25 protein-coding genes are annotated in these 23,830 nt (G+C 67.0%); 11 read left to right on the top strand and 14 right to left on the bottom strand.

From position 1 onward, the window contains the following. Positions 1 to 171: 171 nt before the first annotated feature. From rnhA to ispH, 3 genes are read right to left on the bottom strand one after another with little or no spacing between them, the layout of a single operon-like run. The gene (rnhA, locus tag QO058_RS22880; RefSeq protein ID WP_284168518.1) at positions 172 to 618 is read right to left on the bottom strand and encodes a ribonuclease HI; all 447 of its coding nucleotides are present in this window, start codon (positions 616 to 618) and stop codon (positions 172 to 174) included. Further along, complete coding sequence (locus QO058_RS22875; RefSeq protein ID WP_284168517.1) at positions 615 to 1,580, bottom strand: homoserine kinase; 966 nt, start codon at positions 1,578 to 1,580, stop codon at positions 615 to 617. The genes rnhA and QO058_RS22875 overlap by 4 nt, the downstream gene beginning before the upstream one ends. A 7-nt stretch (positions 1,581 to 1,587) precedes the next feature. Further along, complete coding sequence (gene ispH, locus QO058_RS22870; RefSeq protein WP_284168516.1) at positions 1,588 to 2,559, bottom strand: 4-hydroxy-3-methylbut-2-enyl diphosphate reductase; 972 nt, start codon at positions 2,557 to 2,559, stop codon at positions 1,588 to 1,590. 193 nt (positions 2,560 to 2,752) lie between these two features. Here ispH and QO058_RS22865 point away from each other — a divergent pair, with 193 nt between their 5' ends. The 3 genes from QO058_RS22865 to QO058_RS22855 all read left to right on the top strand — a co-directional run bounded on the left by QO058_RS22865 (position 2,753) and on the right by QO058_RS22855 (position 6,960). Beyond that, positions 2,753 to 4,618: a monovalent cation:proton antiporter-2 (CPA2) family protein gene (locus QO058_RS22865; protein WP_284168515.1), complete on the top strand. Its 1,866-nt coding sequence runs from the start codon at positions 2,753 to 2,755 to the stop codon at positions 4,616 to 4,618. Continuing rightward, positions 4,615 to 5,988, top strand: coding sequence for an MATE family efflux transporter (locus QO058_RS22860; protein WP_284168514.1), 1,374 nt, complete (start codon positions 4,615 to 4,617; stop codon positions 5,986 to 5,988). The genes QO058_RS22865 and QO058_RS22860 overlap by 4 nt, the downstream gene beginning before the upstream one ends. A 63-nt stretch (positions 5,989 to 6,051) precedes the next feature. Beyond that, positions 6,052 to 6,960 (top strand): DUF937 domain-containing protein, encoded by a 909-nt coding sequence (locus QO058_RS22855; protein ID WP_284168513.1) that lies wholly within the window; start codon positions 6,052 to 6,054, stop codon positions 6,958 to 6,960. A gap of 61 nt (positions 6,961 to 7,021) precedes the next feature. Here QO058_RS22855 and QO058_RS22850 read toward each other — a convergent pair whose 3' ends face one another. Further along, complete coding sequence (locus tag QO058_RS22850) at positions 7,022 to 8,908, bottom strand: methyl-accepting chemotaxis protein (protein ID WP_284168512.1); 1,887 nt, start codon at positions 8,906 to 8,908, stop codon at positions 7,022 to 7,024. Positions 8,909 to 9,096: 188 nt separating this feature from the next. Beyond that, complete coding sequence (locus tag QO058_RS22845) at positions 9,097 to 9,462, bottom strand: DUF1127 domain-containing protein (protein ID WP_284168511.1); 366 nt, start codon at positions 9,460 to 9,462, stop codon at positions 9,097 to 9,099. A gap of 168 nt (positions 9,463 to 9,630) precedes the next feature. Here QO058_RS22845 and QO058_RS22840 point away from each other — a divergent pair, with 168 nt between their 5' ends. After that, positions 9,631 to 10,512, top strand: coding sequence for a LysR substrate-binding domain-containing protein (locus QO058_RS22840; RefSeq protein WP_129158886.1), 882 nt, complete (start codon positions 9,631 to 9,633; stop codon positions 10,510 to 10,512). A 14-nt stretch (positions 10,513 to 10,526) separates the two neighbouring features. On the opposite strand, the gene QO058_RS22835 is transcribed toward QO058_RS22840, so the two are convergent. From QO058_RS22835 to QO058_RS22805, 7 genes are all read right to left on the bottom strand, one after another. Further along, positions 10,527 to 10,991, bottom strand: a complete 465-nt coding sequence (locus QO058_RS22835) for a TadE/TadG family type IV pilus assembly protein (RefSeq protein WP_284172998.1) — start codon at positions 10,989 to 10,991, stop codon at positions 10,527 to 10,529. A 75-nt stretch (positions 10,992 to 11,066) separates the two neighbouring features. Next, entirely contained in the window at positions 11,067 to 11,501 is a 435-nt protein-coding gene (locus QO058_RS22830) for a TadE family protein (protein ID WP_284168510.1), read from the bottom strand. 62 nt (positions 11,502 to 11,563) lie between these two features. Next, the gene (locus QO058_RS22825; RefSeq protein WP_284168509.1) at positions 11,564 to 12,670 is read right to left on the bottom strand and encodes a TadE/TadG family type IV pilus assembly protein; all 1,107 of its coding nucleotides are present in this window, start codon (positions 12,668 to 12,670) and stop codon (positions 11,564 to 11,566) included. Positions 12,671 to 12,895: 225 nt separating this feature from the next. Then, positions 12,896 to 13,069, bottom strand: a complete 174-nt coding sequence (locus tag QO058_RS22820) for a Flp family type IVb pilin (protein ID WP_284168508.1) — start codon at positions 13,067 to 13,069, stop codon at positions 12,896 to 12,898. An 89-nt stretch (positions 13,070 to 13,158) separates the two neighbouring features. After that, complete coding sequence (locus QO058_RS22815) at positions 13,159 to 14,544, bottom strand: glutamate--cysteine ligase (RefSeq protein WP_284168507.1); 1,386 nt, start codon at positions 14,542 to 14,544, stop codon at positions 13,159 to 13,161. Positions 14,545 to 14,767: 223 nt separating this feature from the next. Next, positions 14,768 to 15,943 carry a carboxylate-amine ligase gene (locus QO058_RS22810; RefSeq protein WP_284168506.1) on the bottom strand — a complete coding sequence of 392 codons (1,176 nt, stop codon included), beginning with the start codon at positions 15,941 to 15,943 and terminating at the stop codon, positions 14,768 to 14,770. A 166-nt stretch (positions 15,944 to 16,109) separates the two neighbouring features. Beyond that, positions 16,110 to 16,850 carry a 16S rRNA (uracil(1498)-N(3))-methyltransferase gene (locus QO058_RS22805; protein ID WP_284168505.1) on the bottom strand — a complete coding sequence of 247 codons (741 nt, stop codon included), beginning with the start codon at positions 16,848 to 16,850 and terminating at the stop codon, positions 16,110 to 16,112. A 243-nt stretch (positions 16,851 to 17,093) separates the two neighbouring features. Here QO058_RS22805 and QO058_RS22800 point away from each other — a divergent pair, with 243 nt between their 5' ends. Continuing rightward, on the top strand, positions 17,094 to 17,498 hold the full coding sequence (locus QO058_RS22800; RefSeq protein ID WP_284168504.1) for a hypothetical protein: 405 nt from the start codon (positions 17,094 to 17,096) through the stop codon (positions 17,496 to 17,498). A 13-nt stretch (positions 17,499 to 17,511) separates the two neighbouring features. Further along, positions 17,512 to 18,456 carry a 4-hydroxybenzoate octaprenyltransferase gene (gene ubiA / locus QO058_RS22795; protein ID WP_284168503.1) on the top strand — a complete coding sequence of 315 codons (945 nt, stop codon included), beginning with the start codon at positions 17,512 to 17,514 and terminating at the stop codon, positions 18,454 to 18,456. Here ubiA and QO058_RS22790 read toward each other — a convergent pair. After that, the gene (locus tag QO058_RS22790; protein ID WP_284168502.1) at positions 18,453 to 18,836 is read right to left on the bottom strand and encodes a DUF6101 family protein; all 384 of its coding nucleotides are present in this window, start codon (positions 18,834 to 18,836) and stop codon (positions 18,453 to 18,455) included. The genes ubiA and QO058_RS22790 overlap by 4 nt on opposite strands. Before the next feature lie 424 nt (positions 18,837 to 19,260). Here QO058_RS22790 and QO058_RS22785 point away from each other — a divergent pair, with 424 nt between their 5' ends. The 5 genes from QO058_RS22785 (at position 19,261) to lpxK (ending at position 23,595) form a co-directional block, all read left to right on the top strand. Then, complete coding sequence (locus QO058_RS22785) at positions 19,261 to 20,055, top strand: 3'(2'),5'-bisphosphate nucleotidase CysQ (RefSeq protein ID WP_432211971.1); 795 nt, start codon at positions 19,261 to 19,263, stop codon at positions 20,053 to 20,055. A 205-nt stretch (positions 20,056 to 20,260) separates the two neighbouring features. Further along, positions 20,261 to 20,503 (top strand): DUF4170 domain-containing protein, encoded by a 243-nt coding sequence (locus tag QO058_RS22780; RefSeq protein ID WP_284168500.1) that lies wholly within the window; start codon positions 20,261 to 20,263, stop codon positions 20,501 to 20,503. 28 nt (positions 20,504 to 20,531) lie between these two features. Continuing rightward, positions 20,532 to 21,281, top strand: coding sequence for a lysophospholipid acyltransferase family protein (locus tag QO058_RS22775; RefSeq protein WP_284168499.1), 750 nt, complete (start codon positions 20,532 to 20,534; stop codon positions 21,279 to 21,281). Then, complete coding sequence (locus tag QO058_RS22770) at positions 21,278 to 22,579, top strand: 3-deoxy-D-manno-octulosonic acid transferase (protein WP_284168498.1); 1,302 nt, start codon at positions 21,278 to 21,280, stop codon at positions 22,577 to 22,579. The genes QO058_RS22775 and QO058_RS22770 overlap by 4 nt, the downstream gene beginning before the upstream one ends. Further along, entirely contained in the window at positions 22,579 to 23,595 is a 1,017-nt protein-coding gene (gene lpxK, locus QO058_RS22765; protein ID WP_284168497.1) for a tetraacyldisaccharide 4'-kinase, read from the top strand. The genes QO058_RS22770 and lpxK overlap by 1 nt, the downstream gene beginning before the upstream one ends. Here lpxK and QO058_RS22760 read toward each other — a convergent pair. After that, positions 23,581 to 23,802, bottom strand: coding sequence for a DUF2093 domain-containing protein (locus QO058_RS22760; RefSeq protein ID WP_284168496.1), 222 nt, complete (start codon positions 23,800 to 23,802; stop codon positions 23,581 to 23,583). The two genes, lpxK and QO058_RS22760, sit on opposite strands and share 15 nt — an antisense overlap. Positions 23,803 to 23,830 lie beyond the last annotated feature (28 nt).

Below are 23,830 nucleotides of genomic sequence, written 5' to 3'. Positions count from 1 at the left end.
GCGCGGCACGTAGGTCACCCGCGCGGCCGCAGGGGGAGGGGTGTCCGAATGCCCGCTTTCCGCGCTTGGCCCAACGACCGCAAAGGGCGCAATCGGGGCGTGCTTAGCTCGTCTGACCAACTTCTCCTCCCCCACCCACGGCTGCCGTTGAGATAGCAGCCCGCCGCCCACTCACCGCCCCGGCTTGAACGGCGCCATGCCGGCCCGCGCCAGTGCGTCGGCGCGCTCGTTCATCTCGTCGCCGGCATGGCCCTTGACCCATTTCCACTCGATCTTGTGCTGCTTCAGCGCGGCGTCGAGGCGCTTCCAGAGCTCCTCATTCTTGACCGGCTTGCGATCGGCGGTCTTCCAGCCGTTCTTCTTCCAGCCATGGATCCAGCTGGTGATGCCCTGGCGCAGATACTGGCTGTCGGTGTGGAGCGCGACGGTGCAGGGCCGGGTCAGCGTCTCCAGCGCCGCGATCGCGCCCATCAGCTCCATGCGGTTGTTGGTGGTCATCGCCTCGCCACCGGAGAGCTCGCGCTCCTTGCCCTTGAAGCCGAGGATCGCGCCCCAGCCGCCAGGTCCCGGATTGCCCGAGCAGGCACCGTCCGTCCACACTTCTACGATGTCGCTCATCGCCTCAATCCGTATTCTCTGCTGTCCGAGACCCGCTGGTGGAAAGCGAGCTTGCGGTCGTATTCGAGCGGATCGAGCGGTTTGACGAACGCACCCGGCGGGACGTTCAGCCAGTCGACCAGCCGCGTCAGCAGGAAGCGCAGCGCCGAGCCGCGGCAGAGCGCCGGCAGTGCCGCGACTTCCGCCTCCTCGAGCCGGCGCACGCTCTCATAGCCGGCCAGCAGCGCCTGGCCCTTGGTCAGGTTGAACGAGGCATCGGCCTCGAAGCACCAGGAGTTCAGGCAGATGGCAAGATCGTAGGCGAAGGCGTCGGTGCAGGCGAAATAGAAGTCGATCAGCCCCGACAGCCTGTCCTTGATGAAGAAGACATTGTTCGGGAACAGGTCGGCATGGATCACGCCGCGCGGCAAATCCTTCGGCCATGAGCGTTCATGGATGTCGATCTCGGCCATGATGCGGTTGGCGAGCCCCGGCGAGACAGTGTCGGCGGCGGCGCCGGCCCGTTCGGCCAGCGGCCGCCAGTCGGGGACCGACAGCGAGTTGGCCCGTTCCATCGGAAAATCAGCGCCGGCCTGGTGCAGCAGCGCCAGCCCGCGACCGAGCTCAGAACAATGCGTCGCGTTCGGACGCCGCACCGACAGCCCGTCCAGGAAGGTCACGATCGCGGCCGGGCGGCCGGCCAGGCGGCCAACGGCCGAGCCGTTCAGCGCCTTGACGGGCTGCGGACAGATCAGGCCGCGCGCCGCCAGATGCTCCATCAGGCCGATGAAGAAGGGCAGATCGGCGAGATCGACCCGCTCCTCGTACAGCGTCAGGATGTAAAAGGCCTTGCTGGTGTGGAGCAGGAAATTGGAGTTCGAGACGCCCTCGGCGATACCCTTCACCGCGAGCAGATCGCCGATGCCATAGCTCGCCACGAAGGCAGCCATCTCGTCATCGGGCACTTCGGTATAGACGGCCACGCGTTCTTTACTCGGCTGCGGTCGGGGTCGGCTCGCGCAGTTCGCGCGGCAGCGGGAAGAAGACGCTCTCATCGGCGGTCGAGACCGTCTCGACCGTGACCTCGTAACGCTCGGCGAAGGCGTCGATGATCTCCTCGACCAGCACCTCGGGCGCGCTGGCGCCGGCGGTGATGCCGAGGCGACGCAGATTGCTGAAGAGCGACCAGTCGATCTCGTCGGTGCGCAGGACGAGGCGCGAGACCGGGCAACCGGCCCGCTCGGCGACCTCGCGCAGGCGCTGCGAGTTCGAGGAATTGGGCGAGCCGACCACGATCAGACCATCGACCAGCGGGGCTACGCGCTTGACCGCCTCCTGGCGGTTGGTGGTGGCGTAGCAGATGTCTTCCTTGTGCGGGGCGATCAGCGCCGGAAAGCGCGCCTGCAGCGCCTGCACGATCTCGCGGGTGTCGTCGACCGAGAGCGTGGTCTGCGTGACATAGGCGAGCTCCCTGCCCTCCGGCGGAGCGAGCGTCGCGACATCGTCGAGCGTCTCGATCAAGGTGATCGCGCCCTCCGGCAATTGCCCCATCGTGCCGATCACCTCGGGATGGCCGGCATGGCCGACGAGGAGGATATGCCGGCCGCGCTTGCGATGGACCTCGGCCTCGCGATGCACCTTGGTGACCAGCGGGCAGGTCGCGTCGATCGCGAAGAAGTTGCGGGCATGCGCCTCCGCCGGCACCGATTTCGGGACGCCATGGGCGGAGAAGATCACCGGCCGTGTCGCATCCGGGACCTCGGAAAGCTCGGCGACGAAGACCGCGCCCTTCCGCTTCAGCGATTCGACCACGTATTTGTTGTGCACGATTTCGTGGCGCACGAAGACCGGTGCGCCATGCAGTGCCAGCGCCTTCTCGACGGCGTCGATCGCCCTGACCACGCCGGCGCAGAAGCCGCGCGGGGCACAGAGCAGAATGTCGAGCGGCGGCTTGGCGGTCACTGGCGCGCTGGTTCCAAGGAGATCGCGCCTTCTTTCGGTCTGGCGGCTTCGATGTCAAGAAAGCCTGGCGCCGCAGCGCATCGCCGCCCATGCAACACCGCCTCTCGCAGGATGCCGCGGCAGGCCCTACATTGCTCGCAATCGGCCATTGCCTCCGCGCGGCCAGCCCTTCGCCTTCAGCCCGAGTTCCCGCATGGCCGACGCCGCCTCGCATGCCAGCTATCTGCCGCCGATCCTGACCTTCTGTGCGGGTGCGGTGGTGGCGGTGCCCTTGTTCCGCCGCTTCGGGTTGTCGGCAGTGCTGGGCTATCTCGCCGCCGGCATTGCGATCGGTCCCTCGGCGCTCGCGGTGATCAAGGATCCCGACGCGATCCGCGGCACGGCCGAGATCGGCGTCGTGCTGCTGCTCTTCCTGGTCGGGCTCGAATTGCAGCCAGCGCGGCTCTATTCGATGCGCAAGGACATCCTGGGCGCCGGCCTGACCCAGATGGCGCTGAGCGCACTGGCGATCGGCGCGGCCGCCTGGCAGTTCGGTGTCGCCATGGGCGGCGCAATCGCGATCGGGCTCGCGCTTGCATTGTCGGCGACCTCGATCGCCCTGCAATTGCTGGAGGAACGCGGCGACGGCGCCGAGCCCTATGGCCGACGCACCTTCTCGATCCTGCTGTTCCAGGACATCTCGATCGCTCCGGCGCTGGCCCTTCTGCCGCTGCTGGCGACGACCGGCGCCGCCCATGGCGGCGGCTCGACCAAGGCGCTGACGGGGCTTGGCCTGGCCCTGCTCGCCATCGCCGTCGTGGTCCTCGCCGGCCGCTATGCGCTCAATCCCTTCTTCCGCCTGCTCGCCAAATCCGGCGCCAAGGAGGTGATGACGGCGGCCGCGCTCCTCGTCGTGCTTGGCGCCGCCCTGCTGATGGAGCAGGTCGGACTTTCCATGGCGATGGGCGCCTTCCTCGCCGGCGTGCTGCTGGCGGATTCGCATTTCCGGCACGAGCTCGAGGCCGATATCGAACCCTTCCGCGGCGTGCTGCTCGGCCTGTTCTTCATGGCGGTCGGCATGTCGATCGACCTCAAGCTCATTGCCGAGAACGCGCTGCTGCTGGCGCTGGCAGCGCCGCTGCTGGTGCTGTTCAAGATCGCGGCGGCTGCTGCGATCCTGCGCGCCTCCTGCTCCTCGACGAGCGAAGCGATCCGGGCCGGCGCCCTGCTCTCGCCGGCCGGGGAATTCGCCTTCGTACTGCTGCCGCTCGCCGCCTCGCTCGGCCTGCTCGACGAAAGGCAGGGCGCGCTGGCGACGGCGATCGCCGCGCTCAGCATGCTGATCGGCCCGATCGCCGCCAAGCTGATCGACATCTGGCTCGCCGCCAACGCACCGCCGCCCGAGGAAATCGAGGAGACCTTCGACGGGGTGACGCCTTCGGTGCTGGTCATTGGTTTCGGCCGCTTCGGCCAGGTGGTGACGCAGGCGCTGCTGCTGCAGCATCTCGACGTCACCATCATCGATTCCGACATCGAGCGGATCCGCTCGGCCGCCAAGTTCGGCTTCAAGATCTACTACGGCGACGGCACCAGGCTCGACGTGCTGCGTGCCGCCGGCGCCGGCAAGGCGAAAGTCGTGTGCATCTGCATCGACGACCGGCAGGCGGCGCTGCGCATCGTCGAGATGGCCAAGGTCGAATTCCCGGCCGTGCGCATCCATGCCCGCGCCTATGACCGCGTCCATGCGATGGATCTGATGCGCCTCGATGTCGACTACCAGATGCGCGAGACCTTCGAATCGGCGCTCGGCTTCGGCCGGGTGACGCTGGAAGCCCTCGGCCTGAGCTATGAGGAAGCGAGCTTCGTGATCGAGCATGTGCGCGACCGCGATGCGCAGCGCATGGAGATCCAGTTCAGCGAGGGCGTCGCCGCCGGCCTCGAGAAGGTGCCGCGCGTCACGCCCGAGCCCATCGTCGCGCCGAAGGGCAAGTCGAAGGCGCTCACCAAGGAGACGCAGGACGTCATCGAGGATGGCGGCGCCGAGGTTGCGGTCGGCGGAGTCGGGGAACCGGCAGAGTGAACGCACCAACGCTCCCCTCGCAGGCCGTCTTCGTCAGCGGCTCGACCCTGCGCCATGTCGCGGTGATGACGGCGACCGCCTCGGTCGGCCTGATCGCGATCTTCGTCGTCGATTTCCTGTCGCTGCTCTACGTCTCGCGCCTCGGCCGGCCCGAGGCGACGGCGGGCGTCGGCTACGCGACGATCGTGCTCTACCTGATGATCTCCTTCAATGTCGGCCTGATGATCGCGGTAACGGCGCTGACAGCGCGCGCGCTCGGTGCCGGCGACCGCGAGGGCGCCCGGCGGATGGCCGGCTCCACACTCACGGTGATGGCAATAGCGGGACTGGGGCTCAGCTTCGTCATGCTGCCATTGCTGCCCTGGCTGCTGCCCAAGCTCGGCGCGCATGGCGAGTCGCTCGCCGTCGCGACCTCCTTCCTGTGGATCACCCTGCCCTCGAATGCGCTGATGGCGCTCGGCATGGGCCTGTCCGGTGTCCTGCGCGCCGTCGGCGACGCCAAGCGGGCGATGTATGTCACCCTCGCCGGCGGCATCGTCACCGCAGCACTCGACCCGCTCCTGATCTTCGGCCTCGGGCTCGGCCCGAATGGCGCCGCCTGGGCGACCGTGTTCTCGCGCGTCGTCTTCCTCGCCGTCGGCTTCCATGGCGCGCTTCGCGTGCACCGGATGGTCGCCCGACCGACGCTGGCGGCGCTGCGCCGCGACGTCAGGCCGACTTTCGCGATCGCGGCCCCGGCGATCATGACCAATCTCGCCAATCCGATCGCCAATGCCTGCTTCTTCGGCATCATCGCCCGCTTCGGCGACCAGGTCATCGCGGCAAGCGCGATCATCGACCGGCTGGTCCCGGTCGCCTTCGGTGTGCTGTTTGCGCTGTCTGGCGCGGTCGGGCCGATCCTGGCGCAGAACTGGGGTGCTCAACGCTATGACCGCATGCGCCAGGCGCTGACCGATTCCGTCAGCTTCGCGGCGGCCTATGTTGCGGTCGCCGGCCTGCTGCTGGCGCTGCTGCGTCACCAGATCAGCGCCCTGTTCGGCACCAGCGGCGAGACGGCCGAGCTCGTCGCCTTCTTCGGCCTGATCGCCGGGCCGATGTGGCTCTTCGTCGGCGCTCTGTTCGTCGCCAACTCGGCCTTCAACAATCTCGGCATGCCGTTCTACTCGACCCTGTTCAGCTGGGGCCGCGCCACGCTCGGCACGGTGCCGCTCGCCTGGCTCGGCGCACAATATGCCGGCCCCAAGGGCGCGCTCGCCGGCGCGGCTCTGGGTGCGGTCCTGTTCGGCATCGCCGCGCTGGTCACCGCCTATCGCGGCATCGCCCGGCTCGAGCGCTCGGCCCAGATGGCGGCGAGACCGTCGCTTGCCTGATCACGACCGGCTGCTATCGTCGATTCCGTGAGTTGGCGGGCTCGTCCCGCGAGGGAGCGCGCCATGATGAATCTCTTCGAGATGATGCAATCGGCCCAGAACGGCCAGGCCATGCAGAACCTGGCCCGGCAATACGGGCTTTCGATGCAGCAGACCCAGTCCGCGCTCGATGCTCTGCTCCCCGCCTTCTCGATGGGGCTGCAGCGCCAGACCCAGAACCCCTACGCGTTCGGCAATCTCGCGCAGATGATGACGGCGACGCCCTTCGGCCAGATGTACGACAGCGACGGCGACGGCATTCCCGACCGGGCGATGCCGATGGGCCAGGACGTGATGAGCCAGCTCTTCGGCTCGAAGGAGGTCGCCAACGCCGTTGCCGCCCAGGCGGCGGCGACCAGCGGCGTCGGCCAGGCGGTCCTGAAACAGATGCTGCCGGTGATCGCCTCAATCCTGATGGGCGGGCTGTTCAAATCGGTGAACAACCAGGGTCTCGGCGGCATTCTCGGCCAGTTCGCCGAGATGATGCGCGGCCAGATGCCGGGTCAGCAGCCCCAGGCTCCGCAGGCGAACTCCGCCAATCCGTGGGAACAGATCCTTGGTGGCATGTTCGGCGGGCAAAAGCCCCCGGCCGGCCAGGCGCAAGGTGGCGGACCCTTCGGGGGCGGCGCCATGCCGGGAATGCCCGCCGACATGGGCAATATCTTCGGCCAGATCCTCGGCGGCATGTTCGGCGGTGCGCAGGGGCAGGCCCCGGAGAGCAGCCCCAGCCCGGCGCCACAGTCCCGCCGGCCGGCGCCTGCGCCCGAGCCGGACGAACCGCCTCCACCCTCCGGAGAGACCGGGCCGGGCTCGATCGGGCTCGATGCGCTGAACCAGATGTTCGAGCACGGCCGCCAGGTCCAGGCGGGTCAGCAGGACGCGCTGCGCTCGATCTTCGAGACGATGCTCGGTGGCGGCCAGCGCAAGGGCTGAGCCCATAAGCAAACGGCCACCCGAAGGTGGCCGCCATCAATTTCGGTGATGCCGCTTATGCTCAAGCGCGGCGGCGTTCATCCCATTCATAGGCCTCATCCGCGACCGGCGCGCCGATCAGCGTCGCGGCATTGTCGCCAGTGCGGAAGCTCGCGACCAGCTCGTTGAGACGACGGATCTGACCGCTGAGCGAGCCTGCGGAAGCGGCGCTCTCCTCGGCGAGCGCCGCGTTCGCTTGCGTCATCTCGTCCATATGGGCGACGGTCTGGCTCATCTCGTCGATGCCGTTCGACTGTTCGGCCGCCGCGGCTGAAATGTCGGAGACGGTCGCCGAGACCTTTTTCGAGGCTTCGACGATCCGGCTCAGCGCCTCGCCGGCTGCCCGCACCAGCCCGACACCCTGCTCGACCTCGACGCCCGACTGCGCGATCAGGGCGGTGATGTCCTTGGCGGCCTCGGCCGAACGCTGCGCCAATGTGCGAACCTCGCTGGCGACGACGGCGAAGCCCTTGCCGGCGTCGCCGGCGCGGGCCGCCTCGACCGCGGCGTTCAAGGCGAGCAGGTTGGTCTGGAAAGCGATCTCGTCGATCACCGAAGTGATGTCGGAGATCTTCTTCGAGGCCTGCTCGATCCGCGCCATGGCGTCGACCGCCTGGCTTGCGACGGCGCCGCCGTTGACCGCGACGCCGGTCGCTTCGTTGGCAAGCTGAACCGCCTGCCGCGAGGCCTGCGCCGAGGCTTTGACAGAGGCTGCGAGTTGTTCGGTGGTGGCGGCCGTCTGCTCGAGCGAGGAGGCCTGCTCCTCGGTGCGCTTCGACAGGTCGTCGGCGCCGGAATTGATCTCGCGCGCGGCAGTCCCGACATCGGCCGAGGTCGCCTGGATGGTCGCGATCGTCTGCGCCAGATGGCTGACGGCGCTGTTGAAATCCTGCTTCAGAGCAGCATAGTCGGCAGCGACCTCGTCCTCGACGCGGACGCTGAGATCGCCCTGGGAGAGCCGGGTCAGACCTTCGGCCAGGGCCCTGACCACCACCGCCTGCTCAGCCGCAAGGCGCTGCTGCATCGCTCCTGCACTGGCGCGTTCGGCATCGGCCGCAAGGCGCTGCCGCTCGGCTTCGGTGCGGCCGGCTTCCGTCTCGCTCTCGAGGCGCTGAACGGCGAGGCCGTTCTCCCTGAACACCTGGACGGCGCGGGCCATCTCGCCGACCTCATCGCGGCGGCCCTGGCCCTCGACCTCAGCGGCATAGTCGCCATTGGCGATCTGTCCCATGCTCTGCTTCAGCCGATCGAGCGGCCGGGTGATCGCGGCGCCGGTCAGCAGCACGCCGCCGAGCAGGCCGAGCAATGTCCCCGCGAGGCTGAGACCGATCGCGATCATGGTGATGCGGTGCGCGTCGGTCGCGAGCAGCTCCGACGTCGCCTCGGTATCCTTCTTGATATCGTCGTTGATCTTGGCGGCAGCGCCGGCGATATCGCTGATCGTCCTGTCGAGCTGCGACATGATCGAGAGCGCCGGCAGGTCTTCGTCGCGGGCGGCCTGCGCGATGATCTGGTCGATGTCGGACTTGGTCGCCTGCAGACGGCGGCTGAGTTCGTCGAAGCCCTCGGCCCGTTGCGGGAAGCTGATCTTCGCCTCGACCAGCGCCTGCAGCGAAGCCGCATAGGCGGTCTTCACCTTCTCGATGCTGGTCGCGTTCTGCTTCATGAACTCCGGGTAGGCAATGGCCTGATAGAGATTGCCGACGATCCCACCCATGGCGCCGGCAGCGCGGGCTGAATCGAGGATGGCGGCCGCACGCTGCGAGATCAGATCGGAATAGGTCTTTTCGATTCTGCGGAATTCGATTGCGCCATAGGCGGCCGAGCCGATGCCGATCGCTCCCATGACGAGCATCGGGATGGCGATCTTGGTTCTGATCCGCAGATCCTGAAAGCGAAGGCGACGCATAAAAAACCCCGGGGCGAGGGATCGGGGCGCCGGGCTCGGCGCAATGCGGCGCAAATGTGGCCGAACTTGCTGAATGAAGCGTTACGCTGCGCGCCCAGCGGTTAACGATCGCGGCCAGGTTGCACGTCGAGCACAAAAAAGGGCGGCAGCCGAAGCCACCGCCCGCAGGGACGCGTCACGCCAAGGGGTCAGGCGTTGCACGCGATCTTGATATCCTTCGCGCTCGGCCGCAGCGCAGTCTGGATCACCACCGGCCGTCGAACCCCGGCCTCTCGCCGGCTCGCGGCAGCCGACTGCTGCTGGTCGGAGCGGGCCTGCAGCACGCTGGACGGATCTTCCAGCCAGGAGGTGGCGAGCGCGCCGGCGATATCGGAACGCACGAGGCCGATATCCTTCAGCCCGCGCTCGTCGAGCTCGCTGAGATGCATCACCTCGCGGCGGTGCACCAGGGCTCGCACCAGATTTTTGACGCCGATGACCGTCTGGGTGGCAGCACGCGTCGCGCCACCAGAAACGGCAGACAGGGACTTCGTGACGAAGGTCATGACCAGCATGACAGCCTCCTCGGGAGTTGAGCGGTTCATCCTCCCACCCCGCCGCGACATCGGCGGTCAGGAGCGGGACAGTGACCAAAGGATAACTCTGCTCTGGTCATCAGCCAAACGAATGGTTATGATGGTTGACACAACCGATCTTGATGAACCTCTGGGAGGAGGCCGGTCATGGCCCATGTGCTCGACGCCGATCAGCTCAAGACCTTCGTCGCCATCTCCGACACCGGCTCTTTCACCCGCGCCGCCGAGATCGTCTTCAAGACGCAATCGGCCGTTTCGATGCAGATGAAGCGGCTCGAAGAGCGTGTCGGCCGGCCGCTCTTCGGCCGCGACGGGCGCCATGCCAAGCTGACCGAGGACGGCGAGCGCCTGCTCGATTATGCCCGCCGCATCGTCCGGCTCAACCTTGAATGCGTCGCGAGCTTCACCGAGGCCGATCTCAAGGGCCGCATCCGGCTCGGCGTGCCCGACGACTACGCCGACCGTTATCTGCCGGAGATCCTGGCCCGCTTCGCCCGCTCCAATCCGCGCACCGAGGTCACCGTGGTCTGCGAGCCGACGCCGATGCTGGCGGAGCGGATCGGCACCGGCGACATCGACCTTGCAATCATCACCCATGTCGAGGGCCGCGGCCAGGGCGAGATCATCCGGATCGAGCCACTGCTCTGGGTGACTTCGGCGCGTCACTGCGTGCACGAGGAGGATCCGTTGCCGCTGGCGCTCGGACGGCCGACCTGCAACTGGCGCCAGGCGGCCGTCGAGGCGCTGGAGAGCAAGGGCCGGCGCTTCCGTGTGCTCTATGCCAGCTGGAATTCGACCGCGGTCGGCGCGGCCGTGGTCGCAGGCCTCGCCGTCTCGGTGCTTCCGGAGAGCGCGGTCCGGCCCGGCATGCGCATCCTGGGACCGGGGGAAGGCTTCTCCACCCTGCCCTCGTGCAAGATCGGCCTGCTACGCACCAGGCACGACCCCTCGATCCTGTCGAACGCACTCGCCGAGCACATCATCCAGAGCCTGGACAATCTGCAGAGCTTCAAGGTGGCGGCGGAGTAGGGTCGCTTTGCCGATCAAGGAGCTCGCAGCCGAATCGTCACGGTCGCTGCGCGGAAATTCTTGGTGGTGAAGCCCCAATCGTCGGCGAGGCCGAGGATGATTGGCTGGTGGGTATAGGTAGCAAGGACAGCGACACCGCTATCCCCGTCCGCCAGAAGCGCCAGAGCTCGCGCGCTCAAATCGGCCGGCAGGAAGGTCATCGTTCCGCCGAGGCTGTTGGCCTCGATCTGATTGTTCTTTTCTCGGAAACGCGCCATTCCGAGCTGCATGGTCGGAAGCTTGGGCGCGATATTCGCGCGCCGCGCCATGATCGATTGCATCGTCTGGTTAAAGCAGTCCTCGTTGGGGCAAGCTGCGAGGACCATGGCCGCCTCCGCTGCGACTCGATTGAGATCACGCTTGATGGTAATCGCTTGTGTCAGATCGACGGCGCCCGAGAGCAGCGCGAACATGGCCGTGCTGATCAGGGCGAACTCGATGGCTGCGACACCGCTCTGATCCCTGACGATGTCACGGCGAGGGATTCGACGAAAAAAAATCGATGATACGCCTCATCACGGCCTCGTATAGAGGGCCGCCGCGCTGACATGCAGCGTTGGCAAGCCAGGGACGAAGGTTATCACCGGCGCACGCGCCCGGATCAGCATCACGGTTCCTGAAGTACCCGCAACAAAGGTCGCCCCTGTAATCGGCTGGGCGTTCGCCGGATAGCTCGCCAGCGGCTGCGTCTCCAGTTGCAGATTGATTGCGCAGTTATCGAGCGCGAACATCCGCGCGCAAATCTGCGTGACCACCTGGCTGCGGTTGCCCGCATAGGTACCCACGGTGCGGCCGGTCGCCGCCTCGGAAACGGCATCATGGATGTACATCTGTGCGAAGAAGGCGAGCGCGAATTGGAAGATACCGAGTAGCAGAACGATGAAAGCCATGCCGATGAAAGCGAACTCGACCGCTGTCGAGCCCGCGGCATCCTGGCGGAAGGCGCCCATGCGCGCCGCCAGGCGCTTTGTGCTGGTTCGTCGAGAGCTGTGCGCAACCATATTGGCGCTCGTCACGGACACGAACCACTGCAGAACCGAATGTAGTCGATCAGGCCACCATAAGTGTCCTCGCGTCCAGCAGCCTGGAAGAAGATGCGATAGGTCCCCTTGGTTGTAACCTTCAGCGAAATCTTGCGCTCGGTCCACTTGTCGGTGTGAACGCACACATCGACCTGGTCGGTAGCCTTGTCCACATCCTTGGTGGGCGTGGTATAGCTACTACCCGACTTCTTCTGAAAGAAGACTTCGATGCGGTTGGTCCTCTCTCTCCAGTCCGCGGTCTTGATCCTGTCCCACGCCGCTTGTGGGTCAGTCTTTTTGGCGCAGATTACCTCGCTGCCGTAAGCTGGATTACGCTCGCGCGAGATGTACCAGTAGCTCAACTCGTAATCGCCAGGCTCAAGCTGTGGATTGCTGAATTCCCGCCACATGCTCGAATTAGTGCTGCAGCCCGACGTATAGCAGTGCGAGTCCAGCTCGGCGAAGAAGTTACCGAAGCGGATGGTGTTGGCCGCGAGCTCGGGAATGCCGTTGATCTCGATGCCGCCCTGATTGCTCTGGGTCGTCCAGCCGTTCCAGTTCTTCAGCACGGTCCAGCTGTTCGAGGCGACGTTGTGCCCGGACTCGAAGGATTCAACGAACAGAACCTTGCCAGTTCCCGTGCTGGGCGGCGTCCCGGGAGTACCCACCACATAATTGCATTTTCGCTCAATGCGAAGTGCAATCGTGCTGTAGCCCAGTACACCTGCGAAGGCATTGGCGCTTGTGGCCGCAGCAACGGCGGTGATGACATTATTGGCGAGTGTCGTGCTTACGGTAATCCCGGTGACACCGGACTGGGAAATACCGGTGACCCTGTCCTTGATCTTGGCGTTCGCGACCGAGGTGTAATCCTTTTTCGGATCGGCCCCGGTCTTCCGCGACAGAACGTCGATATCCATCGACGCTTCCCGGCAGCCGAGCTCGACCTCGGTGGCGATAAGCTGCCGCCGCGCTGCCGCCTGACTGAGATCGATGCCACCGCCGACCGCAAGCACCAGTGCCGGCGCGGCGAGGCCGAACATCAGCGCGCTGACGCCGCGGACGTCCTTCAGGAAAGATCGGAACAGGCCGGGCATCGGAAGGCCTCGCAGACGGTACAGATGAGCAACGGGACGATTGCCTGAATGCTAGGCGTGACGCGATTGAGAAAACCTTTCCAGAACCCGTGAATGTCACTGGTATCACTAGGAAAACCCGCCAAACGGCATGGTCTTCGCGCGGTATGGTAAAATGCAGTTAAAACTGAATGGAGAATCCAGGCCCTGGCATGACATGAGGGCCCACGACCGGGCGGCGCGGCGTTATTGCAGGCCCGGCAGGACGCCCGCGTATTTTGCGGCCAGCAACGGGCCGATCTGCTGGAGGGTGGCAAGCGCAGCAATCGAAATCAGAAACGCGATGAAACCATATTCCAGCGCGGTCGCACCACGGCGATCACGCAGGAAGTCGAGGGCCAGGGCGAAAAAGCGTGCCATGGCCTCAAGATAGCGCGAAACTGCGGATGATTGGTTAATCCGAAGCGCGAAACCCGTTGGTTCGCCTCGCTTGGTCTTCAGTCTGGCAGTTACAGCGCGAGCTCCGGGAAGACCGGTTCGACCTTGCCACCCCAGGCGCCCTGTTCGCGCACCGCCAGGCGCTCGGCGAGCGTACGGCCGCTTTCGGCGATCGCGACGACCGGATCGAGATATTGCGTCTCGTCGCGGCCCTGTGCGTCGAGCAACGCCCGGCGGGCAAGGCCCGCGCGCGACAATTCCACGACCTCGCGGGCGAGGTCCCGCAGCGGCCGCCCGCCGATCCGCGCATTGAGCCCGGCCTTCGGCGTCGTATCGCGCAGCTGCTGCCGCTCCTCGGCACTCCAGCCCTTGACCAGGTCCCAGGCGGCCGCGAGCGAAGCGTCATCATAGAGCAGACCGACCCAGAAGGCCGGCAAGGCGTTCAGCATCTCGACCGGGCCGGCATCGGCGCCGCGCATCTCGATATAGCGCTTCAGCCGCGCCTCGGGGAACAGGGTTCCGAGGTGATTGACCCAGTCCGACATGGTGGCGCGCTCGCCGGGCAATTGCGGCAGCTTGCCAGCGAGCAGGTCGCGGAAGGCGGCGCCGGCGACGTCGTGATAGATATCGCCACGCTTGACGAAATACAGCGGCACGCCGAGCGCCCAGTCGACATAGGCCTCGTAGGACATGCCCTCGTCGAAGGCGAAGGGCAGCATGCCGGAGCGGGCGTTGTCGGTATCGCGCCAGATCTCGGAGCGCATCGACTGGAAGCCGTTGAGCCTACCCTCGCTGAAGGGCGAGGCGGCGAACAGCGCCGCCGCCAATGGCTGCAGCGCGAGCGAGACGCGCAGCTTGCGGACCATGTCGGCCTCGCTGGCGAAGTCGAGATTGACCTGGACCGTGCAGGTCCGGAACATCATGTCGAGGCCGCGCGTGCCGACCTTGGGCATGTAGTTCTTCATGATCGTATAGCGCCGCTTCGGCATCATCGGCGTCTCCCCGCGCGTCCAGAGCGGCGAGTGCCCGAGCGCGAGGAAGCCGATGCCGTGCGGCTCGGCGACAGCCTTCAGATCGGCGAGATGCTGGTCGAGCTCGCGGGCCGTCTCATGCATGGTTGCAAGCGGCGCGCCCGAGAGCTCGAACTGGCCGCCGGGCTCAAGCGAAATCGCGCCGCCGCCATCGGGACCGGCGAGGCCGATAATGTGACCGGCGTCGAGAATCGGCTCCCAGCCGAGGCGCTCCTGCATGCCCTCGAGCAATTGCCTGATGCCGCCGCTGCGGCCCGCCGCCGCGCCCTCATAGGGAACCGGGCTGAGATCGTCGGTATAGAACGGGAACTTCTCGTGCTCGGTGCCGAGCTTGAATTCGGAGGCCGGTTTCTCGCCCTGCGCGATCCAGCCGATGAGTTCGGCCTTTGAGCTGATCGGGGTGGTATCGGATACGTCGCGGGCCATGGGCGCTCCGGCATGCGTGCACCGGCGCGCCGCCTGCCTTTTTCAGGCAGTTGGAGAACGCTCCGGATCGAACGGGGCGACATGGCCAGCGGGAGCGGATGCCCCGCCGCGCCATGCGCTGAGGAGCGCCAGACATAGGCGAGCCGCGACAATCCGACAACGACCGCCAGCGCGTGCTGACGCGCTTCGACCTTGCACGGATGCATGCATGACCAGGGGCGCCTCAGGCAGCACCCTGCAGCAGATTTGCCCCTTGCGGCAACAGCTCGTCATCGTCCGCACGCGTCTGCGCGGCAATCCAGTCGGTCACGGCGACGAGCCCTGCGGCCTGTCCGCCGGCGCCGGCGCGCGCTTCCTCGAAGATCGCGAGCTGCATGTCGGCGCTGGTGCCTCCTGCAATGATCGTGCGGCAATGGGCGAGATCAGGGCCGCAGCCGAGCGCCGCGGCATCGTCGTCGAGCAGTTCCAGCACTTCATCCAGAACCTGCCCGACCGGGAGCATGGCGCGGCGCTTCTCGCAGACGAAGCCGCCATGCAGACCATAGCGCTGGGCGCGCCAGATGTTCTCGCCGGCGAGGGCGCGCGAGGCGGCCGTCAGATCGGCGTTGAGCCCAGGCTTACGGGCGAGATGACGCACGAGGCAACGATAGAGAGCGGCGATGGCGAGCGTGTCCTCGAGCCGCGTACAGCTGTCTGCGACGCGCAATTCCAGCGTCGGATGCTTCTGGGACGATCGGATCGCCCACCAGATGAAGCTGGAATCGCGCATGGCGCCCGACGCCACCATGGTGTCGACATAGGTCTGGTAGTCGGCGGCATTGGTGAAGAGCTCGGGCAGGCCGGTGCGCGGCAGTTCCGCATAGGCGCAGAGCCGATAGCCCATCAGGCCGGTCCGCCGCCCCTGCCAGAAGGGCGAGGAGGTCGAAAGCGCGAGCAGCAACGGCAGATAAGGGAGAATCCTGACCATGATCGAAAGGCGCTGCTCTTCATCCGGCACTTCGACATGGACGTGCAGGCCGCAGAGCTGGTTGCGGCTGCCGAGCATCTGCAGATCGCGCATGATGCCGTCATAGCGTTTGGCCTCGGTCGCACGCTGGCGGGCCCAGACCGCGCTCGGATGCGTGCCGCAGGCCAGCAGGAGCATCTCGTGTTCGCGGGCGATCGCAGCCAGGCCGGAGCGCAACTGCTTCAACGACTCGCGCGCCTGGACCATGCTTTCGCAGACCGGCGTCGCCACCTCGATCTGCGATTGCAGCATTTCGCGCTGCAACTCCTTGGGGAAAGCGGCTTGCGCTGCCTCGATGAAATGCGGTGCGATCTTGCGCACGACGCCGCGGCTTTCGGCATCGGACAGGAAATACTCTTCCTCGACGCCAAAACGGTAGGCGCTGCTCACCATGATGTCTCTCCCCCGTGGCGGCGCGCCCCGAAGCGGAGCGCGGCGCCAGACTGCCCGTCAATGAGTCGGAACTGCGACCTGCGGCGCGGTTTCCACGCCTAAACGCGGCCCGGGCCGCCGCGTTCCGACCGGCTGCGAAGAAGCCGATCTTCCGCAAGCCACGGAGTTAATTGGCGGACCAGTCGCCGAGGGTCGCCTGGACGACGGCGAGCGCCGCGACCGCCGCGGTGTCGGCCCGCAGGATGCGCGGCCCCAGCGACAAGCGCAGTGTCCGCTCGCGCTGGAGAACCAAAGCGCGCTCCGATTCGTCGAAGCCACCCTCGGGTCCGATCAGCACGGCCAGCGGGCCGCGCGGCGCCCCCTGCAGGGCAGCGATCGGACTTTCAGTGCCGAGCGTCTCGTCGCAGAAGATCAGTAGCCGTTCCGGCTCGAGGGCAGCGAGCGCCGCGGCGAGCGGTTGTTCGGGCCTGATCTGCGGCAGGGCCAGGATACCGCATTGTTCCGCCGCCTCCACCGCATTGGCGGCGAGCCGGTCGAGATTGAACCGCGAGACCTGGGTGAAACGGGTCAGGACCGGCTGGAGTACGCCCGCCCCCATTTCGACAGCCTTCTGCGCCATATAATCGAGCCGTGCATGCTTCAGCGGCGCGAAAAGGTAGGTGAGATCGGACGCCGCCGGCTGCGGGCGAACCTGCTCCAGCGCCTCGAGGCTGGCCTGCTTGCGTCCCTCCGCCCGGACCGCGCAGAGCCATTCGCCATCGCGGCCGTTGAAGACCAGGATGGTGTCGCCGCCGCGCAATCTGAGGACGTTGAGCAGGTAGTTCGCCTGGTCGCGCGCGACCTCCAGCACGGCTCCCGCGACCAGCGGCGCCTCGCTATACAGCCGATGCTTGGTGAAATCCCGCATGCGAACCCGATCCGATATCCACAAGAATGGCGCGAAAGTCGCCACAATCCCGCGCTATCGGCAAGTGGATCTTGGCTAAATGCGAGCCGGCGCTTGTTGGCGCATGGCTCTCGCTGTTATGGAAAAGCCCGCAACGCCGGGACGGGCGTAGATTACGGGACAAGAGCGGAGCGGATGATGCGGCGATACGCGACCCTGAAGCTGGCTGCGGCCCTGGCTAGCCTGAGCCTGGCCGAGCCGGCCTTGGCGCAGGCGCCGTCGGGCTGTGAGAACCTGCAGAAACTGCTGCAGGAGCGTCAGTCGATCGTGGGGCAGCTCAATGCGAACGCGAAGGCCAAGCGCAAAATGACCCCGCAGCAGGCCTGCGGCATTTTGGGCCGACTGGTCGGCAACGGCAACTCGCTGATCAAGTTCGCCACCGCCAATCAGGACTGGTGCCAGATTCCGGCGACCTTCGTCGACGGCATGAAGACCGACAATGAAAAGGCAGGCACCATCCGCGGCCAGGCCTGCAATGCGGTCAAGCAGCAGGCGACGATGCAGCGGCGTGCGCAGCAGCAGGCGCAACAGCGGCAGGGCGCCAACCCGTTCGGCGGCTCCGACTCGATCACCGGCGGCGCGATGCGCGTGCCGCAGGGCGCGCTCTGACGCCGCGGGCGCCATGGCGCCTCCCCTCACCGATGCGCCGCTCCCCGACGCGCTGACCGGGCATTGGGTCGACACCAGAGCGCCGAAGCGTCTGCGGCCCTATCTCAAGCTCGCCCGGATCGAACGGCCGATCGGCTGGCAGCTACTGCTGCTGCCGTGCTGGTGGTCGGCCGGTCTCGCCGCGATCGCCGCCGGACTGCCTTTTCCCAATCTCTGGCACTGCCTGCTCTTCCTGATCGGCGCCATCGTAATGCGCGCCGCCGGTTCGACCTTCAACGACATCGTCGACCGCAAGCTCGACGCGCAGGTGGCGCGCACGCGCGGCCGGCCCCTGCCGTCGGGCCAGGTCAGTGCCAAGGCGGCCGCACTGTTCATGGTCGGTCTGTCGCTGGTCGGCCTTGTCGTTCTGCTGCAGTTCAACCGCTTCACGGTGATCGCCGGCATCGCCTCGCTGGCGATCGTCGCGATCTATCCGTTCATGAAGCGGATTACCAACATGCCGCAATTCGTGCTCGGTCTCGCCTTCTCCTGGGGCGGGCTGGTCGGCTGGAGCGCAGTGTTCGGCCGGCTCGATGCGCCGGCCTATCTGATCTATGCCGCCGCGGTGTTCTGGACGATCGGCTACGACACGATCTACGCGATGCAGGACATCGAGGACGACGTGATCGCCGGGATCAAGTCGAGCGCGCGCTATTTCGGTGCCTTCACCCAGCAGGCCGTCGGGCTCTGCTATGGCGCGACGATCGCGCTCGCCGGGGTTGCCGCCTGGTTCGCCGGGGCCGGCTTCGTCGCCTTCATCGGGCTAGGGATGTTCGCGCTCCACCTGGGCTGGCAGGTCCACAGCATCGCCAGTGCCGATGGGCGCGCGGCGCTGCTGCTGTTCCGGTCCAATTGGCATGCCGGCCTGATCCTGGCGGCCGGCTTCGCACTCGACGCGCTGGTCGCCTTCGTCTTCTAGGACAGAATCTCGCCCCGGATCACCACCGGGCGCTCGGCCAGGCGGCCGGTCTTGCGCCGGGTCAGGAAGCGCGGGCGCCGGCCCGCCAGCAAGGCATGGCGGCGGCGGATGCGGGTCGGTCCCAGAGCGAGCCGGCCGAGCTGCGGGTAGGGCTCGGTAATCGCGCCATCGCTGGTTTCGAGCAGGAGCGGCAGGCCGCTGGCGCGGCCGGCGTCACGCCAGACGGCGATGGCGTCGTCCTGATCGAGCACAGCGACGATGACGGAGCGGCCGTCACCCGCGGTTAAAGCGAGTTGAAAACGGTCGTCGTCGGCGATCGCGCCACCGGCCAGGCGCAGCGCAATGCCACGCCAGCCGGCGCCACCGCGCAGGATGCGCACCGGCCCGATGCGCTCGATACGGGGCCCATCTTGTTGCAGCGGCGCGTTCGCCGGCTGCGAGAGCTGTCCGTTCTGATTCTGTGCGCCACCGGGGGAAGGTAGGCACGCAGCCAACCTCCCCGGCGGCCGGCGTGACGCTGGCCATCGGTTTTAACGCCTCTCTTCAATCCCTGCTGCCGGAACCCTCTGTCGATGCGGGGTTCTCGTGCTTACAGGGAGGAGAGTGGCCGGAAGGATTGTCCGAGCGCTTAAGAGCTTGGGTTAAACAAAGGTGTTGAAGCGGTTTTCGGTCCGATCTCGGCCGGTTTCCCGGATGATGCTTGACGAAATCTTTCGGGTGGTCCCGGTTTTTTCCTTGTTCCGTCGCACTCTCCGGCCATAACGGGACATGATGGAAAAGACTCCACTGCCAATTGCCGAGGATATGTTGCCCGCGGTTGAGGCCTCCTGCCGCGAGGCCGGCCAGCTTGCGCTCGACCTGTTCCGCCCCGGCGCGCAGACGGCTGCCAAAACCTGGTCGAAAGCCGGCGGCTCGCCGGTGACGGAAGCGGATATCGGCGTCGACACCTTCCTGCATGTGCGCCTGTCGGCGCTGCTGCCGGACGCCGCCTGGCTTTCCGAGGAAACGGTCGACGATGCGCTGCGCCTGTCGCGCCGCTTCGTTTGGGTCGTCGATCCGATCGACGGCACCCGCGCCTTCATGACCGGCTCGCCCGACTGGGCGGTCTGCGTCGCCCTGCTCGACGAGGGCAAGCCGATACTCGGCGTCGTGCACGCCCCTGCAGGCCCTACGACCTATACGGCGATCAGCGGCGGCGGCGCCATGAGCAATGGCAAGCCGATCCGGACGCGCGCGGTCGACACGCTCGCCGGCGCGCGCATTGCCGGTCCGAAACCGATGCTCGACGCGCTGGCGCGTCTGGAGAGCTTCATCCCGGCCGACAAGATCCCGTCGCTGGCGCTGCGCCTCACCCGCATCGCCGACGGCACGATCGATGCCGGGCTGGTCTCGCCCGATGCGCGCGACTGGGACCTCGTCGCCGCCGACCTCGTCCTCAGCGAAGCCGGTGGACAGGTCACGACAGGCGAAGGTGAGGCCATGCGCTATAATCGCGAAGTGCCGATGCACGGCATGCTGGTCGCGTCCGGAAACAGCCTTGTCGCTCCGCTCGCGCAGGCCTTGCGCCGCCTGCGCGAAAGTCAGCCGCAGCGCAGCTGAGCGCAACGCAGCGCTGCTGCCGTCACGTCAGAACGAAAACTGCCGGAAATAACCGCATTTTCTTGCTGAACGGGCCTCGCGCGCGCGCCGCGGATGGCTTATCTGATCGCACGGCAAAAATGCGGTTGGGGCAAGCCGGAGCGGGTCCGGCAGCGCCTCGGCGTGCTTTCGACAGAGATTTCAAGATACAGGCCGGAGACGGATGATGAGCGCGAGCCAGGACAATAAGCAGCTGCTGCACCTCGTGATCGGCGGCGAGCTGAGTTCGCTCGACGGCGTCGAGTTCAAGGATCTCTCCAAGGTCGACATCGTCGGCGTCTACCCCAACTATGCTGCCGCTCATGCCGCCTGGAAGGCGAAGGCGCAGGCCACTGTGGACCAGGCCCAGACCCGCTATTTCGTCGTGCACCTGCACCGCCTGCTCGATCCGTCAACGGGCCAGCACTGACGATAAAGGACGCTGTCAGACCGGTTCGATGGGATTTTCCCTGCTCAAGACGAAATTCGCACAAGAGGCGCTCGGCCGGAGCCTCGCCTTCTATCTGCGCGTGGTCAGACGCACGAACCGCTTCGTCGTCGAGCCGGCCGACATTTATGAGCAGGTCCGCGGCGAGCTGCCGCTGATCATTGCGATGTGGCACGGCCAGCACATCATGATCCCGTTCGCCCGGCCGGACTGGATGCCTTCCTATTCGCTGGTCTCGCGCCATGGCGATGGCGGCTTCAACGCCGTGGCGCTGCGCGAGCTCGGCATCGGCGCAATCCGCGGTTCGGGGGCCTCTGGCAAGAAGGTCCGTGAGAAGGGTGGCGCGCCGGCCTTCCTCGCCATGATCAGGCGGCTCGCCGCCGGCGACACCATGGTGCTGACCGCCGATATTCCAAAGCGTGCACGCGTCTGCGGGCCTGGCATCATCCAGCTGGCGCGGGCCTCGGGCCGGCCGATCCATCCGATCGCGGTGGTGACGAGCCGACGGATCGATTTCAACAACTGGGACCGTGCCTCGATCGGCCTGCCCTTCGGGCGCGGCGCCATCGTTGTCGGCGAACCGGTCCGGATCGCCCGCGATGCCGACGAGGCGACCTGCGAGGCTGCGCGCCTCGCCGTCCAGGCCGGGCTCGATGCCGTGCACGAACGCGCCTACGCGCTGATCGGCGCGCGCGATCCCGGCGCCGGGCTGCGCGAAGCTGCAGCCGCCAAGGCCGCTCCCAAGGCCAGCGCCGCATGATCGGCCGCAGCTTCGTCATCAGCGCCTATCGCACGCTCTCGGCCCTGCTGGAGCCGGCAGCCGCCGGGCTGCTGCTCTGGCGGCGCCGGCGCGGCAAGGAAGACCCGGCAAGGCTATCCGAGCGACGCGGCTATCCGAGCGTCGAGCGGCCAGCGAAGACGCTGGTCTGGCTCCACGGCGCCAGCGTCGGCGAGACGATGACGCTGCTGCCGCTGATCGAGCGCCTGCAGCGGCGCGGGCTCGCCGTGCTGGTGACCTCGGGCACCGTGACCTCGGCGCGGCTCCTGGCTCAGCGGCTGCCAGCCGGGGCGATCCATCAGTTCCTGCCGCTCGACGTGCCGCGTTATATGCGCCGCTTCCTCGACTACTGGCGCCCCGATCTCGGCCTGATCTGCGAATCCGAGATCTGGCCGAACCTGATGATCGAGGCCGGCAAGCGCAGCGTGCCGCTCGTCCTGGTCAATGCGCGCATGTCGGAACGCTCCTTCCAGCGCTGGTACAAGTTCCCCAAGACCTCGCGCTACCTGCTCTCGGGCTTCGACCGCTGCCTGGCGCAGTCCCAGGAGGACGGGCAGCGCCTCGCCCAGCTCGGTGCGCCGCGCGTCAGTATTGCCGGCAACCTGAAATTCGACGTTCCCGCCCCACCCGCCGATCCCAACACACTTGCTCTACTTGATGGCTTGGCGGCGGGCCGGCCGGTCTGGGTCGCGGCCTCGACCCATCCGGGTGAGGAGGAGGATGTGCTCGCCGCCCATCTCGGCGTCCAGGCGCATCTGCCCAAGCTCCTCACCATCATCGTGCCGCGCCATCCCGATCGCGGCGGCGAGGTCGAAGCGCTCGCAAAGGCCAATGGCGTGGCCAGTGCCCGCCGCTCGCTCGGGCAGCTACCGGAGCGCGACATCGACTTCTACATCGCCGACACGCTCGGCGATCTCGGTCTGTACTACCGGCTGGCGCCGGTCGCCTTCATCGGCGGCTCGCTCGCGCCGATCGGCGGGCACAACCCGATCGAGCCGGCCAAGCTCGGCTGTGCCCTGCTGCACGGCCCACTCGTCCACAAATCCGCCGAGCTCTTCGCCGCCTTCGACGCCGGCGGTGGTGCGATCCAGGTTGCGGACCGACAGGAACTTGCCCAGGGCGTGCATCGCTGGCTCAGCGATCCGGCGGCGGCGCGCCAGGCCGCCCGCGCCGCGGCCCGGACCAGTACGGAGCTCAGCGGCGCGCTCGACCGGACGGTGCAGGCGATCGAGCCGCTACTGCTACGCGCGGCTATCGGTCAGCGCGAGGCGATCGACTAATGCGCGCCCCGGGCTTCTGGTGGCGCTCGCCGCCATCCGCCCTCGCCCAATTGCTGCGTCCGCTCGGGGCGCTCTACGGCGCGATCACGCTCAACCGGATGCAGCAAGCGGGGGTGCAGGCCGGCATTCCGGTGATCTGCGTCGGCAATTTCGTCGCAGGCGGCGCCGGCAAGACACCGACCACGCTGGCGCTGGCGGCACGGCTGGCTGCGATGGGCGAGACGCCCTTTGCCCTGACACGCGGTTATGGCGGCAAGCTGCCCGGCCCCCTTCGCGTCGATCCAGCCCGGCACATCTCCGCAGATGTCGGCGACGAGCCGCTGCTACTCGCCACCCGCCTGCCGACGATCGTCGCACGCAAGCGGCCAGCGGGTGCGGTGCTCGCACGCGACGCCGGCGCCAGCCTCATCCTGATGGATGACGGGCTGCAGAACCCCTCGCTGCACAAGGATCTGCGGCTGGCCGTCGTCGACGGCGCGGTCGGCGTCGGCAACAGTCTGTGCCTGCCGGCGGGGCCGCTACGCGCGCCGCTCGCTGGCCAGATGGAGCAGGTCGACGCCATCGTCCTGATCGGAGACGGTCCGGCAGGCGACCATGTCGCCACGCAGGCTCTCGCCCTCGGAAAACCAGTGCTGCGGGCGAAGCTTACACCGCCGGCCGAGATCCAGGCGGAGCTCGCCGAGCTGCCGGTTCTGGCGGTCTCAGGGATCGGCCGACCGGAGAAGTTCGCGGCGACGCTGCGCGCCGCAGAAGCGCGCCTCGTCGGCGAACGCACCTATGGCGACCACCACGCCTATACGGCGGGCGAGGTCACCGCGCTGATCGCCGAGGCGAAGGCTAAAGCCTGCTGCATCGTCGTCACCGAAAAGGACATGGTCAAGCTCGCCCCACTCTGGCCGGCCACCGAGCGTTCGCTTCTGCTCTGTGTGCCGGTCACGCTGGCCTTCGAGGACGAGCCGGCGCTCGATGCGCTGCTGCGCGCGAGCCTCGCACGGGCTCGTTCAGCCGCGGCCTGAGCGGCGGACCCGCAGCAGCACGGCCTCCGGCGAGGCATAGGCTTCCTGCCATTCCACCGACCAGTAGCGCAGATCCTCGAGCCGGATCACGGCGCCGGTGATGGCGCAGCGGACAAAGGCGCCGGGACGCACGACGCGGAACTCGCCATGGCCGTAATCGACCAGTGCTTCCGATCCGGAGGGAGGCAGGCGTTCGTTGATGTTCATCACGGAGCCGGACGATAGAGCGGCGAAG

It is taken from the genome of Bosea vestrisii, from assembly GCF_030144325.1.
GTDB classification, from domain to species: domain Bacteria; phylum Pseudomonadota; class Alphaproteobacteria; order Rhizobiales; family Beijerinckiaceae; genus Allobosea; species Allobosea vestrisii_A.
This window is presented reverse-complemented; position numbering and strand designations above follow the sequence as displayed.

Excerpts from the sequence above, each read along its gene's own strand:
- QO058_RS22840 (WP_129158886.1), top strand. The coding sequence starts at position 9,631 with ATGGCCCATGTGCTCGACGCCGATCAGCTCAAGACCTTCGTCGCCATC.
- QO058_RS22820 (WP_284168508.1), bottom strand. The coding sequence starts at position 13,069 with ATGGCACGCTTTTTCGCCCTGGCCCTCGACTTCCTGCGTGATCGCCGT.
- QO058_RS22815 (WP_284168507.1), bottom strand. The coding sequence starts at position 14,544 with ATGGCCCGCGACGTATCCGATACCACCCCGATCAGCTCAAAGGCCGAA.
- QO058_RS22810 (WP_284168506.1), bottom strand. The coding sequence starts at position 15,943 with ATGGTGAGCAGCGCCTACCGTTTTGGCGTCGAGGAAGAGTATTTCCTG.
- rnhA (WP_284168518.1), bottom strand. The coding sequence starts at position 618 with ATGAGCGACATCGTAGAAGTGTGGACGGACGGTGCCTGCTCGGGCAAT.
- QO058_RS22775 (WP_284168499.1), top strand. The coding sequence starts at position 20,532 with ATGGGATTTTCCCTGCTCAAGACGAAATTCGCACAAGAGGCGCTCGGC.
- QO058_RS22825 (WP_284168509.1), bottom strand. The coding sequence starts at position 12,670 with ATGCCCGGCCTGTTCCGATCTTTCCTGAAGGACGTCCGCGGCGTCAGC.
- QO058_RS22850 (WP_284168512.1), bottom strand. The coding sequence starts at position 8,908 with ATGCGTCGCCTTCGCTTTCAGGATCTGCGGATCAGAACCAAGATCGCC.
- lpxK (WP_284168497.1), top strand. The coding sequence starts at position 22,579 with ATGCGCGCCCCGGGCTTCTGGTGGCGCTCGCCGCCATCCGCCCTCGCC.
- QO058_RS22760 (WP_284168496.1), bottom strand. The coding sequence starts at position 23,802 with ATGAACATCAACGAACGCCTGCCTCCCTCCGGATCGGAAGCACTGGTC.
- QO058_RS22785 (WP_432211971.1), top strand. The coding sequence starts at position 19,261 with ATGTTGCCCGCGGTTGAGGCCTCCTGCCGCGAGGCCGGCCAGCTTGCG.
- QO058_RS22855 (WP_284168513.1), top strand. The coding sequence starts at position 6,052 with ATGATGAATCTCTTCGAGATGATGCAATCGGCCCAGAACGGCCAGGCC.
- QO058_RS22865 (WP_284168515.1), top strand. The coding sequence starts at position 2,753 with ATGGCCGACGCCGCCTCGCATGCCAGCTATCTGCCGCCGATCCTGACC.
- QO058_RS22770 (WP_284168498.1), top strand. The coding sequence starts at position 21,278 with ATGATCGGCCGCAGCTTCGTCATCAGCGCCTATCGCACGCTCTCGGCC.
- QO058_RS22845 (WP_284168511.1), bottom strand. The coding sequence starts at position 9,462 with ATGCTGGTCATGACCTTCGTCACGAAGTCCCTGTCTGCCGTTTCTGGT.
- ubiA (WP_284168503.1), top strand. The coding sequence starts at position 17,512 with ATGGCGCCTCCCCTCACCGATGCGCCGCTCCCCGACGCGCTGACCGGG.
- QO058_RS22830 (WP_284168510.1), bottom strand. The coding sequence starts at position 11,501 with ATGGGCGCCTTCCGCCAGGATGCCGCGGGCTCGACAGCGGTCGAGTTC.
- QO058_RS22805 (WP_284168505.1), bottom strand. The coding sequence starts at position 16,850 with ATGCGGGATTTCACCAAGCATCGGCTGTATAGCGAGGCGCCGCTGGTC.
- QO058_RS22780 (WP_284168500.1), top strand. The coding sequence starts at position 20,261 with ATGAGCGCGAGCCAGGACAATAAGCAGCTGCTGCACCTCGTGATCGGC.